The 14199-nt window shown below is 67.9% G+C and carries 18 protein-coding genes; 2 read left to right on the top strand and 16 right to left on the bottom strand.

Annotated features, from left to right (window positions below):
- Positions 1 to 67 precede the first annotated feature (67 nt).
- From tatC to ubiA, 9 genes are read right to left on the bottom strand one after another with little or no spacing between them, the layout of a single operon-like run.
- Positions 68 to 850, bottom strand: a complete 783-nt coding sequence (tatC, locus tag AX709_RS14745; RefSeq protein WP_066482541.1) for a twin-arginine translocase subunit TatC — start codon at positions 848 to 850, stop codon at positions 68 to 70.
- Positions 847 to 1236: a Sec-independent protein translocase protein TatB gene (tatB, locus tag AX709_RS14740; protein WP_066550503.1), complete on the bottom strand. Its 390-nt coding sequence runs from the start codon at positions 1234 to 1236 to the stop codon at positions 847 to 849. Before tatB ends, tatC begins: the two co-directional genes overlap by 4 nt.
- 49 nt (positions 1237 to 1285) lie before the next feature.
- Complete coding sequence (locus AX709_RS14735; RefSeq protein ID WP_066482545.1) at positions 1286 to 1516, bottom strand: twin-arginine translocase TatA/TatE family subunit; 231 nt, start codon at positions 1514 to 1516, stop codon at positions 1286 to 1288.
- A gap of 27 nt (positions 1517 to 1543) precedes the next feature.
- Positions 1544 to 2122, bottom strand: a complete 579-nt coding sequence (gene scpB / locus AX709_RS14730) for an SMC-Scp complex subunit ScpB (RefSeq protein WP_066550502.1) — start codon at positions 2120 to 2122, stop codon at positions 1544 to 1546.
- Positions 2109 to 2858, bottom strand: coding sequence for a segregation and condensation protein A (locus AX709_RS14725; protein WP_066550500.1), 750 nt, complete (start codon positions 2856 to 2858; stop codon positions 2109 to 2111). The genes scpB and AX709_RS14725 overlap by 14 nt, the downstream gene beginning before the upstream one ends.
- Position 2859: 1 nt before the next feature.
- The gene (gene nagZ, locus AX709_RS14720; protein WP_066550491.1) at positions 2860 to 3864 is read right to left on the bottom strand and encodes a beta-N-acetylhexosaminidase; all 1005 of its coding nucleotides are present in this window, start codon (positions 3862 to 3864) and stop codon (positions 2860 to 2862) included.
- 43 nt (positions 3865 to 3907) lie between these two features.
- On the bottom strand, positions 3908 to 4714 hold the full coding sequence (locus AX709_RS14715; RefSeq protein ID WP_066550489.1) for a 3'(2'),5'-bisphosphate nucleotidase CysQ: 807 nt from the start codon (positions 4712 to 4714) through the stop codon (positions 3908 to 3910).
- Positions 4707 to 6053 (bottom strand): TldD/PmbA family protein, encoded by a 1347-nt coding sequence (locus tag AX709_RS14710; RefSeq protein ID WP_066550487.1) that lies wholly within the window; start codon positions 6051 to 6053, stop codon positions 4707 to 4709. The genes AX709_RS14715 and AX709_RS14710 overlap by 8 nt, the downstream gene beginning before the upstream one ends.
- A gap of 31 nt (positions 6054 to 6084) precedes the next feature.
- Positions 6085 to 7005, bottom strand: coding sequence for a 4-hydroxybenzoate octaprenyltransferase (gene ubiA / locus AX709_RS14705; protein WP_066550483.1), 921 nt, complete (start codon positions 7003 to 7005; stop codon positions 6085 to 6087).
- Positions 7006 to 7156: 151 nt separating this feature from the next.
- Between ubiA and AX709_RS14700 the strand changes: the two genes are divergently transcribed.
- The gene (locus AX709_RS14700) at positions 7157 to 7903 is read left to right on the top strand and encodes a 16S rRNA (uracil(1498)-N(3))-methyltransferase (protein WP_066550481.1); all 747 of its coding nucleotides are present in this window, start codon (positions 7157 to 7159) and stop codon (positions 7901 to 7903) included.
- 43 nt (positions 7904 to 7946) lie between these two features.
- Complete coding sequence (locus AX709_RS14695) at positions 7947 to 9320, top strand: glutamate--cysteine ligase (RefSeq protein WP_066550477.1); 1374 nt, start codon at positions 7947 to 7949, stop codon at positions 9318 to 9320.
- 61 nt (positions 9321 to 9381) lie between these two features.
- Here AX709_RS14695 and AX709_RS14690 read toward each other — a convergent pair whose 3' ends face one another.
- The 7 genes from AX709_RS14690 to AX709_RS14660 all read right to left on the bottom strand — a co-directional run bounded on the left by AX709_RS14690 (position 9382) and on the right by AX709_RS14660 (position 14157).
- Complete coding sequence (locus tag AX709_RS14690; RefSeq protein WP_156454288.1) at positions 9382 to 9984, bottom strand: hypothetical protein; 603 nt, start codon at positions 9982 to 9984, stop codon at positions 9382 to 9384.
- Between the two features lie 14 nt (positions 9985 to 9998).
- Positions 9999 to 10439 (bottom strand): hypothetical protein, encoded by a 441-nt coding sequence (locus AX709_RS14685; RefSeq protein ID WP_066684688.1) that lies wholly within the window; start codon positions 10437 to 10439, stop codon positions 9999 to 10001.
- 129 nt (positions 10440 to 10568) lie between these two features.
- On the bottom strand, positions 10569 to 11882 hold the full coding sequence (locus AX709_RS14680) for a methyltransferase family protein (RefSeq protein ID WP_197418981.1): 1314 nt from the start codon (positions 11880 to 11882) through the stop codon (positions 10569 to 10571).
- Positions 11883 to 11965: 83 nt separating this feature from the next.
- Entirely contained in the window at positions 11966 to 12454 is a 489-nt protein-coding gene (ruvC, locus tag AX709_RS14675; RefSeq protein WP_066550471.1) for a crossover junction endodeoxyribonuclease RuvC, read from the bottom strand.
- Between the two features lie 338 nt (positions 12455 to 12792).
- A complete protein-coding gene (locus AX709_RS14670) occupies positions 12793 to 13536 on the bottom strand; it encodes a YebC/PmpR family DNA-binding transcriptional regulator (protein ID WP_066550469.1) in 744 nt (247 codons plus the stop codon).
- Positions 13537 to 13569: 33 nt separating this feature from the next.
- On the bottom strand, positions 13570 to 13893 hold the full coding sequence (locus AX709_RS14665; RefSeq protein ID WP_066550468.1) for a heavy metal-binding domain-containing protein: 324 nt from the start codon (positions 13891 to 13893) through the stop codon (positions 13570 to 13572).
- A 24-nt stretch (positions 13894 to 13917) separates the two neighbouring features.
- Positions 13918 to 14157 carry a DUF2312 domain-containing protein gene (locus AX709_RS14660; RefSeq protein ID WP_066482577.1) on the bottom strand — a complete coding sequence of 80 codons (240 nt, stop codon included), beginning with the start codon at positions 14155 to 14157 and terminating at the stop codon, positions 13918 to 13920.
- Positions 14158 to 14199: the final 42 nt, after the last annotated feature.

Genomic DNA, 14199 nt, shown 5'->3' with positions numbered 1-14199 from the left:
CAGCAAGTAACCGGATACCAGGCCGGAGCGTGGCACGGGTGCCAAGCCCTGCAGCGCTCCGGCCAACTCAAGCCGGCGCGGCGTCGCTGTCTTCGCCGGCACCGCTGTTGGCCGCCCGCCGACGTTCCGTCAGCCAGATGCCGATCAGCGCAAGCTCGTAAAGCAGCACCATCGGCACCGCGAGCAGGAACTGCGAACCGATATCCGGCGGCGTCAGCACCGCCGAAATCCCGAACGCCGCAACGATCGCATAGCGCCGCGCGCTGACCAGTTGCTTGCGTGTCACCACGCCCGCCCGTTCCAGCAGCATCAGCAGCACCGGCAGCAGGAACGAGACGCCGAAGGCGAACAGAAACTGCATCACGAAGTCGAGATAATTGCCGACCGACGGCAATGCCTCCTGGCGCACGCCGCCCCCCAGGTCGCCCTCCAGCCCCAGCAGAAAGTTGAGCGCGACCGGGATCGCGAAATAATAGGCCAAGGCGGCGCCGGCGGTGAAGAGGACAGGTGTCGCGAGCAGGAACGGCAGCAGCGCCCGCTTCTCGCTGCGGTAGAGCCCCGGGGCCACGAACTGCCACAGCTGGTTGGCGATGATCGGAAAGGACAGCATCATCGCGGCAAAGAACGCGACCTTCACCTTGACGAAGAACGCCTCGAAAATCTGGGTGAAGATCAATCGGTCCTGACCCGCGTCTGCCAGCGGATGGACCAGGAATCCGAAGATCGGCTTGGCGAAATAAAAGGCCACGCCAAAGAAAAGCAGCAACGCAAGCACGCAGTACAGCAGCCGCCGCCTGAGTTCGATCAGGTGGTCGAGCAGCGGCGCTTCGGTGTTGTCGATGTCCCTCAACGCGGATCGGCTCCGTCGTCGGGATGGCGCGCCGGTGCGGGCGCGGCCGAAGCGGTCTCATCGCGAATGATCGGCTGGGCCACCATCTGGGGCCCCGTATCCTCGCCCGTGGCGGTCGCGGCATCCGGCGCGGGCAGCTGGCCCGCGGTCGGCGGATGCTCGCGCATGATCCGCGCGTTTTCCGCCGCCCACTTCTTTTCCATTTCCTGAAGCTCGGCCTCGCGCACCATCGCGTCGAAGCCCGAGCGGAACTGGCGCGTCACCGCCCGCATCTTGCCGACCCATTTGCCGACGAAACGCATCGCCTTGGGCAGGTCCTTCGGACCGATGACGAGCAGCGCCACGACCGCGACGACCAGCAATTCGGTGGGCGCTACATCCAGCATCAACTTATCCGCACATTCGGCTGCCGATCAGCAGCGGGCGAACCGCCGTTCAGCGTTCTTCGCGAGTCCGTTCGGCGTCGCGATCGAACGTCGGGTCGGTGGCGCGCTTGCCCTCGATCCGGGTCGGCTCGGGGGTGGAATCGTCCTCGGCCATCCCCTTCTTGAAGTTCTTGATGCCCTTGGCAACGTCACCCATCAGGTTGGAAAAGCGGCCGCCGCCCAACAGCAGGATCGCGACGACACCGAACACCAGCCAGTGAACCAGGCTGAAACCACCCATGACGATTCTCCTCGAGTCCGCGCCTCTCTACGCTTCCTCATCCATATTTGCCAGATCGGCATCGCCGAGCGCGAGATCAATGGGATCGAGCAGCCCCGCGGCGCGCAGGTCGTCGATCCCGGGCAGGTCGCGCCGGCTCGCCAACCCGAAATGGGTCAGGAACGCCGGGGTGGTGGCATAGGTGAGCGGGCGGCCCGGCACCTCGCGCCGCCCGGCGGGACGAATCCAGCCCGCCGCCATCAGGACGTCGAGCGTACCCTTGGAAATCTGGACGCCGCGGATCGCCTCGATCTCCGCGCGGCTGACCGGCTCGTGATATGCGATGATCGCCAGCGTCTCGATCCCGGCGCGCGACAGTTTGCGCGGCTCTTCCTGCTCGCGGCGCAGATAATGGGCGAGGTCGGGCGAGGTCTGGAAATGCCAGCGCTCGCCGCGCATGACCAGCTCCACGCCGCGCCCTTCATAATCCTGCGCCAGCGCGGCCAGCGCGGCCGCGACGTCGACATCGCCGCCGACGTGACGGCGCAGATCGGCGACGCTCAGCGGCTCGGTCGCGGCGAACAGCACCGCCTCCACCGCGCGCATGGCTTCGTCAGGCCGTTGCATCGGCCGCCTTCAGATAGAGGGGCGCGAACGGCGCCTGCTGGCGCAGTTCGACCCGCCCCTGCCGCGCGAGCTCGAGCGCGGCGACGAAGCTGGATGCCAGCGCCGAACGGCGATAGCCGGGATCGCCCGGCGCATCGGGCAGGAACGCCTCGATCCGCGCCCAGTCGATCGTCGTCCCGATCAGCGCGCCGATCCGCCCGATCGCCGTTTCCAGCGTCATCACCGCGCGCGGCTGGACCATGTGCAGCACCGGGCGGGTCCGCGCGGCCACCCGGCCATAGGCGGCAATGACATCGTAGAGTTCGGCGTGCCAGCGGATCTGGCGGACGTTGCGAAGCCCCTGCGGCGCGCCGCGCAGAAACACGTCGCGGTCGACCCGGTCGCGCGCCAGCAGCCGCGCTCCCGCCTCGCGCATCGCCTGCAGCCGTTCGAGCCGGGCCTGCAGGCGCATCGCCAGCTCCTCGGGGCTGGGCTCGACCTCGGGGTCGCTCGGCAGCAGCAGCGCGGATTTGAGATAGGCGAGCCAGGCCGCCATCACGAGATATTCCGCCGCGACCTCGAGCCTGAGCGTGCGCGCATCGCGGATGAAGGCCAGATACTGATCGACCAGCGCCAGGATGGAGATCGCCTTCAGGTCCACCTTCTGGCTGCGTGCCAGCGTGAGGAGCAGGTCGAGCGGCCCTTCCCAGCCGTCGATATCGACCGTCAGCGTTTCGCCGGCGGCGACGTCGGGCAATTCACGCCGCCATCAGCGCGTCGCGACGCGCCAGCAGCCCGTCGAGCGACGCCGTCTCGGCCGGACGACGCATCGCCATCGCCCGGTCGAGCCGGGCATGGCCCTGCGCGCCCATCGGCGACAGTCGCCCGGCAATTTCGACCATCTCGTCCATCCGCGCCCAGCAGTCGAGCACCACGTCGCAGCCCGCGGCGATCGCGCGCGCCGCCTTTTCGCCCGCGGTGCCGGACAGCGCCTTCATGTCGATATCGTCGGTCATCAGCAGGCCGTCATAGCCGATCGCCCCCCGGATCACCTGTTCGATCACCGTCGCCGAAAGGGTGGCGGGGTTGGCCGCGTCCCACGCCTCGAACACGACGTGCGCCGTCATCGCCATCGGCGCGAGCGCGGCAAGCGTGCGGAACGGCGCGATGTCGGCGGCCAGCGCGTCGGCATCCGCCCTGACCACCGGCAGTTCATGATGGCTGTCGACGACGGCGCGGCCATGCCCGGGCACGTGCTTCATCACGCCGAGCACGCCGCCCATCGCCAGCCCCTCGATCACCGCGCGGCCGAGCGCGGCGACGCGCATCGGATCGCCACCCAGCGTCCGGTCGGCGACGGCGGGGGTGGTATCGGGCTGACGGATGTCGAGCAGCGGCAGGCAGTTCACGTTGATGCCGACCTCCGCCAGCGTCAGTGCAATCGCGTGCGCGTTGGCGCGTGCCGCCTCGATCGCGCTGGCAGGCGCTTCGTCATAGCGTTCGGCGAAACGCGCGCCGGTCGGGAATGCCGGCCATTCGGGCGGCGTCATCCGCGCGACCTTGCCCCCTTCCTGATCGATCAGGATCGGCACGTCGTCGCGGCCGCTCAGCGTTCTCAGGCTGTCGGTCAGCGCGCGCAACTGCGCGCGATCGCCGATATTCCGCTTGAAGAGGATGTAGCCGAGCGGGTCGCTGTCACGAAAGAACGCGCGCTCGTCGTCGGTCAGGGTGAGGCCGGACAGGCCGTAGATCACGGGAAGCATGGCGTCATCCTAACCCGTTTTGGACCGCGGACAAGATCGCGATTCATCCCGCGCGACCGGCCTTCAATTCGGGCGCGGCCAGGCCCGCCACGGCCCGTGCGCGCAGCCATTCGACCGCGGCGTCATGGATGCCGGGCGCGCTGGCCAGCACGCCGAACGCCTCGCCGCGCGGCGTGTTGAAGCGCAGCTTGCGCCCCAGCGCGTCGGTGACGATCGCGCCGGCCTCACGCGCGATCAAGACGGCTGCGGCAATGTCCCATTCCGCGCCCCAGCGCAGCGTCGCCAGCAGATCCGCGTCGCCCGCGGCGATCATCGCGATCCTGAGCGCAATCGAATTCGGCTTGGCGACCGCGACCAGGTCCATATCGGCACGCGGCAGCTGATCGGTCGGCACCCGCGCACCCGCGAGGAAATCGCGCGCGCTCGCCTGGACTGCCCGATCGCCGCGCCACGCCCCCCGCCCCCGTTCCGCGCGCCAGCTTTCGCCCCGCGCCGGGGCCTCGAGCACCGCGACCACCGGCTGGCCGCGATCGACCAGCGCGATCGATACCGCCCAGCCATCGCGCCCGCGGACGAAATCGCGGGTGCCGTCGATCGGATCGACCACCCAGACACGCTGCGCCCGCAGCCGCGACGAATCGTCGAAAGTCTCCTCCGACAGCCAGCCGGCGTCGGGCAGGAGCGCGGCGAGCCGCGCGCGCAACAGCCGATCGACGGCCAGATCGACCTCGGACACGGGATTGCCCGGCGATTTCTCCCAGCGTTCAAAATCGCCGCGCCAGCGCGACATGGCCAGCCGCCCGGCCTCCGCGGCAATCGCGCTGACCCTTTCGGCCAGCGTTTCAGCCACCGGCGACCGTCATCGCGTCGATGCGCAGCGTCGGCACGTTGATGCCGTAGCGAAACTCGAGATCGTTGGCAGGGGTGAGCGCGGCGAACATATTCTTGAGGTTGCTGGCGATCGTGATCTCCTCCACCGGCGCGCCGATCGTGCCGTTCTCGATCACGAAACCCGACGCCCCCCGGCTATAGTCGCCGGTCACGCCGTTCACCCCCTGTCCGATCAGCGAGGTGACATAGATGCCGCGTTCAATGTCGGCGATCAGCGCGTCGGGCGGCACCGTACCCGGTTCGAGATAGAGGTTGGTCGCCCCCACGCCCGGTGCGCCGGACAGGCCGCGTGATGCATGACCCGTGGGCTCAAGCCCGAGTTGCCGCGCCGACGCGGTGTCGAGCAGCCAGGTCTGCAGCACCCCGCGATCGACGATCCGCGTCGGCGACACCGGCAGCCCTTCGCCATCGAAAGGCCGTGATCGCAGGCCATGGGGCAGATGCGGATCGTCGACGATGCCGATGCCGCTCGCGAAGATCTGGGTCGCGAGCGCATCGAGCAGAAAGCTGGTCCGGCGCGTGATCGCGGTGCCCGCAATCGCGCCGACCAGATGGCCGAGCAGGCTGCCCCCGACGCGCGGATCGAACACGACCGGCATCGTGCCGCTGGCGATGCGCATCGGGTTCAGCCGCCTGACCGTCCGCTCGCCGGCACGCCGCCCGACCATCTCGGGCGCTTCCAGCCGCTTTTCGTGGCGCGCGGAATGAAAGGCATAGTCGCCGCGCATGTCGCCGGTCGGCCCGGCGTGGACGCTGGCCGATACGCCATAGCTCGTCGCACTGTAGCTGCCCGCAAAGCCATGACTGGTCGCGAGCGCCACCGTCGACCGGCCGAAGCTGGCGCTGCCACCGTCGCTGTTGGTGATCCCCGGCACCGCGCGCGCGGCGTCCTCCGCCGCAAGAGCGCGCGCCTTGAGCGTCGCGGAGTCCCCCTCGCCCCCATCGTCCAGGTCGAGGAGCGGCGGCGCCCCATGCAACAGGCGATCCGCCGGCGCCAGGCCCGCCCAGGGGTCTTCCGGCGCGGCGCGCGCCATCGCCACGACGCGCCCGGCAAGCTCGCGCAGCGCGTTGTCGGACAGGTCGGCGGTGGAAACGCTGGCCGACCGCTGGCCGACAAAGGCGCGCAGGCCTAGCTCGGCACCTTCGGACCGCCCCACATCCTCAAGCTTGCCGAGCCGCACCGAAACCGACACCGATGTGTCGGCGATCAGCACCGCATCGGCGGCGTCGGCACCGGCGGCGACGACCTGGGTGATCGCGGCGGCGGCACGATCCTGGGCAATTTGGGGGGTCAGCATCGTAGCGACTTAGGAGCGCGGGGCACGATCGTCAAAGCCCCGCCGTGGTCCCGACGACGAACGCGGCGGCGAACATCAGCAGCCCTGCGGTGCGGTTCGACCGGAACCGCGCCAGCGCGCTCGCGCCGTCGTCGCGGTCGAGCGTCACCACCTGCCAGCCGAGATGCAGCGCCGCCGGCGCCAATGCGGCGATCGCCAGCGGATCGGGCCGGATCAACCAGAACGCACCCGCCCAGAATGCGAGCGCGAGCGCGTAGAACAGCCCAACCCCGCCGCGCACGCGCGCGCCCAGCCGCCGCGCCGACGATCGCACGCCGACCAGCGCGTCGTCCTCGACATCCTGCAGCGCATAGATCGTGTCGTAGCCGATCACCCACGCGATCGCGCCGGCATAAAGCAGCGCGCCGGCCCAGGTCAGGCCACCCGCGACCTCCACCCACGCAACGGGCGCAGCCCAGGCAAAAACCAGGCCGAGCCACGCCTGCGGCCACCAGGTGATGCGTTTCATGAACGGATAGGCCGCCACCAGCCCCAGGCTGGCCAATGCGACGAGGCGCGACGGCCAGCCGAGCTGGACCCACACGACCAGGCCGATCAGGCACAGCGTCGCCAGCCAGAGCCATGCGGCGCGCAGCGACACCGCGCCGCTCGCCAGCGGGCGGCTGCGCGTACGCGCGACGCGGGCGTCGAGATCGCGGTCGACGATGTCGTTATAGACACAGCCCGCACCCCGCATCGCAATCGACCCGAGCAGGAACCAGGCGAGCAACGGCCAGCGGTCGACGACACCGCCCGCCAGCGCGATCGCCCACGCGCCGGGCCAGAACAGCAGCCACCAGCCGATCGGCCGGTCGAAGCGGGCGAGCAGCGCAAACGGCCGCGCGCGCGCCGGCAGGACGCGCAGCATGCCGAGCGACTGGCTGTCGGGCGGGGTTTCAACGGCCTGGGACATAAACGCTGGTCGATGTCTCCTGCGAGGGCGGCGTCATGCGGCGATGTCGCGCGCGGCGCTTATCATGCCGGCACGACTTCGCACCACCTTGCGCACGACAAAGGCGAGCCGCCGGGTGCAAGGCGGTCAAAGTCGCGCTAAGGCGACCCCCATGCCCGCTACCCCCGCCTGGCCACCGCAATCGACGCCGCGCCTGTTCGTCCCCACCCCGCTCGCGAGCGGCCAGCACCTGACGCTCGACGGCGCGCAGGCACATTATCTGATCGCGGTCATGCGGCTCAAGGCGGGCGACCCGATCAAGCTGTGCGACGATGCGACGGGCGAATGGCTGGCGGTGGCCGAGTCGGTCGGCAAGCGCGCGCTGGACGTCGCGGTGCGCGAGCTGCTGCGCCCGCGCGAAACCGTGCCCGACCTGTGGCTGTGCGCCGCACCGATCAAGAAGGGTCGCATCGACTGGGTGATCGAAAAGGCGTGCGAGCTGGGCGTCGATCGCATCCGGCCGGTGCTGACCCGGCGCAGCGTCGTCGACAAGCTCAACCTCGACCGGCTCGGCGCGCACATGGTCGAGGCGGCGGAGCAATGCGGCCGCACGGCGCTTCCCCGGCTGGACGAGCCGGTGAAGCTGGCCGCGTTGCTCAAGGATTGGCCAGCAGAGCGCGCCCTGTTCTTCGCTGACGAAACCGGCGGCGCGCCCGCACTCGATGCGATGCGCGCGCATCCGGGGCCGGCGGCGATCCTGATCGGTCCAGAGGGCGGGTTCGACGACGCGGAGCGCGACGCGATTTTGGCGACGCCGGGTGCGGTCGGCATCGCGCTCGGTCCGCGCATCCTGCGCGCGGATACCGCGGCGGTTGCAGCGATCGGGCTGTGGATGGCGGCTGCGGGCGACTGGTCCTGAGATTGCGCTAGCGCACCAAACCGACCGGGAGTAAGGGCGCGCCATGAGCACCAAGACGGTTTCGGATCGCAACGCAGCGGTGATCGAACAGCGATCGCAACTGATCGACTATTTCGCCGGCGGCGAGAAACCCCGCGAGCGGTGGCTGATCGGAACCGAGCATGAAAAGTTCGTCTATTCGATCGCCGATCAGCATGCGCCGAGCTATGACGAGCCGGGCGGCATCCGCGACCTGCTGACCGGCCTGATCGAGTTCGGCTGGAAGCCGGTCGAGGAAGGCGGCAAGGTGATCGCGCTCGCCGGTCCCGACGGCACGGTCAGCCTGGAACCCGCCGGCCAGCTCGAACTGTCGGGCGCGCCGCTCAAGCATCTGCACCAGACCTGCGCCGAAACCGGCCGGCACCTGGAGCAGGTCAAGGCGGTCGGCCAGCGGCTCGGCATCGAATTTCTGGGGCTGGGCATGTGGCCCGACAAGACGCGCGCCGAGCTGCCGATCATGCCCAAGGGCCGCTATGCCATCATGCTGCGCCACATGCCGCGCGTCGGCACGCTGGGACTCGACATGATGCTGCGCACCTGCACGATCCAGGTGAACCTGGATTATTCGTCCGAAGCCGACATGGTGAAGAAGTTCCGCGTCGGGCTGGCGCTGCAACCGCTCGCCACCGCGCTGTTCGCCAATTCGCCACTGACCGAGGGCAAGCCGAACGGCTATCTGTCCTATCGCAGCCATATCTGGTCGGACACCGATCCGGCCCGCACCGGGATGCTGCCCTTCGTGTTCGAGGACGGCTTCGGCTATGAACGCTACGCCGACTATGCGCTCGATGTGCCGATGTATTTCGTGTTCCGCGACGGCAAATATATCGATGCAGCGGGCCTGAGCTTCCGCGACTTCCTCAACGGCGAGCTGTCGGTACTGCCGGGTGAAAAGCCGACGATCGACGACTGGGCGGATCACCTGTCGACCGCCTTTCCCGAAGTGCGGCTCAAGACCTTCCTGGAGATGCGTGGCGCCGATGGCGGGCCGTGGAACCGCATCTGCGCGCTGCCGGCGTTGTGGGTCGGGCTGCTTTATGACCAGGGCGCGCTCGATGCGGCGTGGGATCTGGTCAAGGATTGGGGGATCGAGGATCGCCAGACGTTGCGCGACGCGGTGCCCAGGCTCGCGCTCGACGCGCCGCTGCCGGGCGGCGGCAGGCTGCGCGACATCGCCGGCCAGGTGCTCGACATCGCCCATGCCGGGCTCGCTGCCCGCGCGCGCCACAACGGCGCAGGCGACGACGAAACCGGCTATCTCGACCCGCTGCGCGAGATCGTCCGCCGCGGCAAGGTGCCCGCCGAACTGCTGCTCGACCTGTATCACGGCGAATGGAACGGCGACGTCAGCCGGATCTATGAGGGCTCGCGTTTCTGAATCTCTTGCCCATTTCGCGCCGTCGCCGGATTGTCGGTTCGCCCGCAAACGTCTACCGGCCTTAGCGGCCCGGAATGGCGTAGGCGGTGAATTCATCCCCGTCGCAGCCAAAGGTGGCGCCATTGACCGGCGTCCATTCAATTAGCTGCTGCGCAATGGCCGGGTAGACCGCCGACAAGTCGGCCCGAACGCCTTCAAGATCGCTGGCGTAGCGCATGGCGTTGCGCCGCTCGCCATCCTCCATCTTCGCCAGCGCGAGCATCTCATAATCGCCGACATACGCCACTTCGCCCGGACGCAACGTGAAACTCGGCGCGCCGAAGCAGAAGATGTCGGTGTAATTGAGGTTGTACGTTCTGCCCGCCAAAACATAGTTGCCCGCTGGAACGATAGCGACACGCAACGCCTTCTCATCCTTTTTGCCGCCGAACAGCGAATAGCTGAAGGTGACTTTCGCACCGGTCGGCTTCCCGTCCGGGCCGGTCTGTACCTTGCCCGTCGCCGGGTCATAGCGGTGGAACAGGATGCGATTGTCGCCGACCATCGACGCCGCATGGACGCGCAGCACGATCATCGCCTCCCCCGGGGCGGGCACCGGCCGATCCGGCTTCTTCAGATCAACCTGTTCGGTGAGCTGAGCGGCAGCCGGTCCCGCCAGCGCCAACGCGGCCAGTGCGATCAGTTCTTTGCCCACAGCGCCGGCTCCGCATAGTCATTGTGCCATTGCCGCAACAGCGTGCCACGTGCTGGAACCGGCGCGCCCACCAACTGGGCAAGTTCGCGGTCCCGGGCGCTGTCGGACAGCGCTTTCCATGCCGCCCCTTCGGCTCGGGTCATGGCGTATAATCGCCAGCCGCGGATCAGCATACAATTCTCGACATTGACGCGCCGCTGTCGACCGCCCGAAAGTGCGCCGAACAGAATGACGCCCGGCCCGCCAATAAGGACGTCGGATGTATTGATCTGCGAATCCGCACCTTTTGCGATCGCCAGGCACTGCGCCGTATCGGCGGCCGCCTGCTCCGCCGTCGCGCCAGGCTTGTTGAAAAAGGATCCGTTCCCCCGGTCGACCTTTGTCTGCGCCGAGGCTGGCGAGGCAAGGGCGGCCGCGGCGACCATGCACATCACTAAACGCATCACATCACCATCTGCCGATCCATCTGCCGGTTCAGCACGAGCTATCCCAAGGCTTTACCCGAAACAAGGGGGGCTAGAAGCGACCCAGTTGGGCAGTCAGAACGACGCCACCTATTCCGCCGGCACTTCGCCCATCCGCTTGCCCGGCCGCCCCGCCAGCCAGGCGAAGAAGCGCGGCACCGGCCCGTTGCGGGTCATCCAGTCGTAATATTCGCGATAGGCCGGGTCCGCGCCCAGATGCTTTTCCTCGGTCTTCGCGCGCCAGTAATAGACCGCGCTGACCGTCGCGAGCAGCACGGTGTTGCGCACCGCGTCGACCACGCTGTCGGTGGTCGCGAAGAAGGGCACCGTCGCCAGCCACCAGAACAGGTTCTTGGACAGATAGGCCGGGTGGCGCGTGATCGCGTAGGGTCCGTGGGTCAGAATGCCGCGATGGGTGAGGTTGGAAAAGCGGATGCCGAATGCCAGCGTCGCCCAGGCGTAGATCGCGGTCAGCACCACCAGCAGCGCGCCGATGATCCACAAGATCCAGGGCAAGCCCTGAAACCAGTAGCTCCATTCGGCGGTCGCGGGATGATAGTCCAGCGGGCCGCCCTCGCGCATCAGCACAAAGGGCGGGTAGCAGATCAGCGCCGCGATCCATCCGTCGAAATGCGGGGTGGCGGTGCGGATATGCGCGTCGAGCGGCCGCATCGTCAGCACGTAGCCGCTGGTCGCCGCTGCGACATCGATCACGAACATGTAGGTGATCAACCAGTTGGCGAGCGCGACCGGGTCGGTCCAGATGCCCGTCGTCTCGCGGCGAACGAAATCGGCAAATCCGCCCGGCACGATCGACAGCATGAAGGCGAGGAAAAACGCCTTGACCGCCCAGGCGCGCAGGTGACGCTTGATCGCTTCGCCGTCGACCGGCTCGTCCTTGCCGAGCAGCCAGGCGCCCAGTGCCCATGTGCCGTCGCGAGGCTCGACGAGGTAGCGGTCGAGCCACAGGACATAGGGGATCGACAGCACGACCATCGCCGGCGCGGCGACCATGAAGCATTGCATCGCGAACGCGTAGTTTCCCTGCCAGTACAGACGAACCACCGCATAGATCGCCGCAATGCCGGCCCAGGTGAGCCACAGCCCGGCGAGCTTGGTCATGCTGATCGCGCGCACCTCGCGCCACGGCCGGGGGCGCGACCAGTCGATGCCGGTCGACGGGTTGCGATGCACCTTGTCGACGAACACCGACCACAGAACCATCGGCACCGCGCAGGCCAGCACGTTGGTCAGCGCCGAGAGCGGCCCCGCCAGCCCGAAGTGCCGGGCGAAGATCGTCCACGCAATCAGTCCGCCCAGCCCGACCATGCCGACCATGTCCGATACCGCGGATGCGGGGCGTGGATCGGCGGTCGCGGAGGCGATGGGCGCGTCGTGATACATGCCCGTCCGATTAGCCCCGAATGGTAAGCAAGCCGTGAAGGACGCCGGCGGTAGGACCCGCGCGGGCGTGCGCCGTGGTGCGGTCAGGCCAGCCCGGCGCGGCGGCTGGCGGCGTGATGCGCATGGCAGATGGCGACCGCGAGCGCGTCGGCGGCGTCCGCTCCGGCGATCCTCGCGCCGGGGAGCAGGCGCGCGACCATGGCGTGGACCTGCGCCTTTTCGGCATTGCCGACCCCGACCACCGCCTTTTTGACCAGCCGTGCAGCATATTCGCCGACATCGATCCCACCACGTGCCGCCGCGCACAGAACGACCCCCCTCGCCTGACCAAGCTTCAGCGTCGACTGGGGGTTGGCGTTGACGAAGACTTCCTCGACCGCTGCCGCCTCCGGCGCGTGTTCCGCGATCAGCGCGACGAGCATCGCATCGAGATGCGCGAGCCGCCGGGGCAGCGGAGCCTGTGCATCGGTCCTGAGCTGGCCGTTGGCGAGGTGCGAAAGCCGGTTGCCCTCGGCCCGGATCAGGCCCCAGCCGGTCGTGCCGAGCCCGGGATCGAGGCCCAGGATCAGCATGGCTGTTCGTTGTGGTGGCGGGGTTTTTGGTTCGCGCGAAGGCGCGAAGGCGCGAAGGTCGGGTGGTTCACGCGGAGGCGCAGATGGCACGGCGATGAGGCTCTGCCGCGGCAGCGGCTTTGCCCATTTCGACCGACGATACTTGGACGACAGTTTAGGAATAAAGGCGCTACGCGCGTTCCTGGTTCATCTCGGCGTCCTCCGCGCCTCCGCGTGACAAAATCCTTCGCGCCTTCGCGCCTTCGCGTGAACCTGATCGGCCGCAAACTAGGCACGCGCCCCTCCACCACTCGCTGTGCGAGTGGTCCCCCTCCCCGAGCAGGCTCGGGGAGGAATGGTCATCCGAGCTTTTCCATCACCTCGTCGGGCACTTCGTAATTGCCCCAGACGGTCTGGACGTCGTCGTCGTCGTCGAGCGCGTCGATCAGCTTGAACAGGGTCGCCGCGTCGGCCTCATCGACCGTCACCATCGTCTGCGGCCGCCAGGCGAGCTTGGCGCTTTCGCTTTCACCCAGCACGGGCACCAGCGCCTTGGCGACTTCGTGGAGCGCGTCCTGCGCGGTCCAGATTTCATGCCCGTCATCGGTCGACTGGACGTCCTCCGCGCCCGCCTCCAGCGCGGCCTCGAATATCTTTTCCGCATCACCCGCGCTGGCGGGATAGGTGATGAGGCCCATCCGGTCGAAGGCGTGGCTGACCGATCCCGGCGCGCCCAGATTGCCGCCATTCTTGCTGATTGCCAGCCGGACATTGGTGACGGTGCGGTTGCGGTTGTCGGTCAGCGTCTCGACGATCAGCGACACGCCGCCGGGACCGAAGCCCTCATAGCGCACTTCCTCATAATTCTCGCCGCCGGCCGTCTGCGCCTTGTCGATCGCGCGCTGGATATTGTCCTTGGGCATCGACTGGGCCTTGGCCGCGTTGACCGCGGCGCGCAGACGCGGGTTCATGTCGGGATCGGGCAACCCGGACTTGGCCGCGACGGTGATTTCGCGGCTGAGCTTGGAAAACAGCGACGACCGCTTCTTATCCTGAGCACCCTTGCGGTGCATGATGTTCTTGAACTTGGAATGACCTGCCATATTCGCTCTCTGTAACGCCCCTGGTCGCGCGATTCAGCCGCTGACGGTGACCGCCGTGCCCGACACCGACACCATCAGCATCGACCCCTTGTCGCCGATGACTTCATAGTCGACGTCGATGCCGACGACGGCATTCGCGCCCTTCTCGCGCGCCTCGGCGGCGAGTTCGTCCATCGCCATCGCCCGCGCGTCGCGCAGCGGCCGTTCATACGCATTCGACCGACCGCCGACCAGATCGCGGATATTGGCGAACAGGTCGCGGAACAGGTTGGCGCCCATGATGACTTCTGCGGCGACGACGCCGTGATAGGCAGTGATCACCTTGCCCTGGACGTCGGGGGTCGTGGTCAGGATCATGCGTAGAACTCCCGGAAAGCGGCCTCAGGCGAGGCCGAGTGCCGCCTTGTAGGTCTCGAGCAGCGCTTCGGCTTCGTCGCGGTGGTGCTTTTCCATGCGGCGCAGGCGGATGATCTGGCGCATGGTCTTGACGTCAAAGCCGGTCGACTTGGCTTCGGCAAACACGTCCTTGATATCGTCGGCGATGCCGCGCTTTTCCTCTTCGAGCCGTTCGATCCGCTCGATGAACAGGCGCAGTTGTTCGGCCGACACATTGTCCGTCATGATGTTCCCGCTTGGCTGGAAGTGAATGGTTGCCGCGCGTCT

The organism is Sphingomonas sp. CCH15-F11, from assembly GCF_001557005.1.
Lineage (GTDB): Bacteria > Pseudomonadota > Alphaproteobacteria > Sphingomonadales > Sphingomonadaceae > Sphingomonas.
This window is presented reverse-complemented; position numbering and strand designations above follow the sequence as displayed.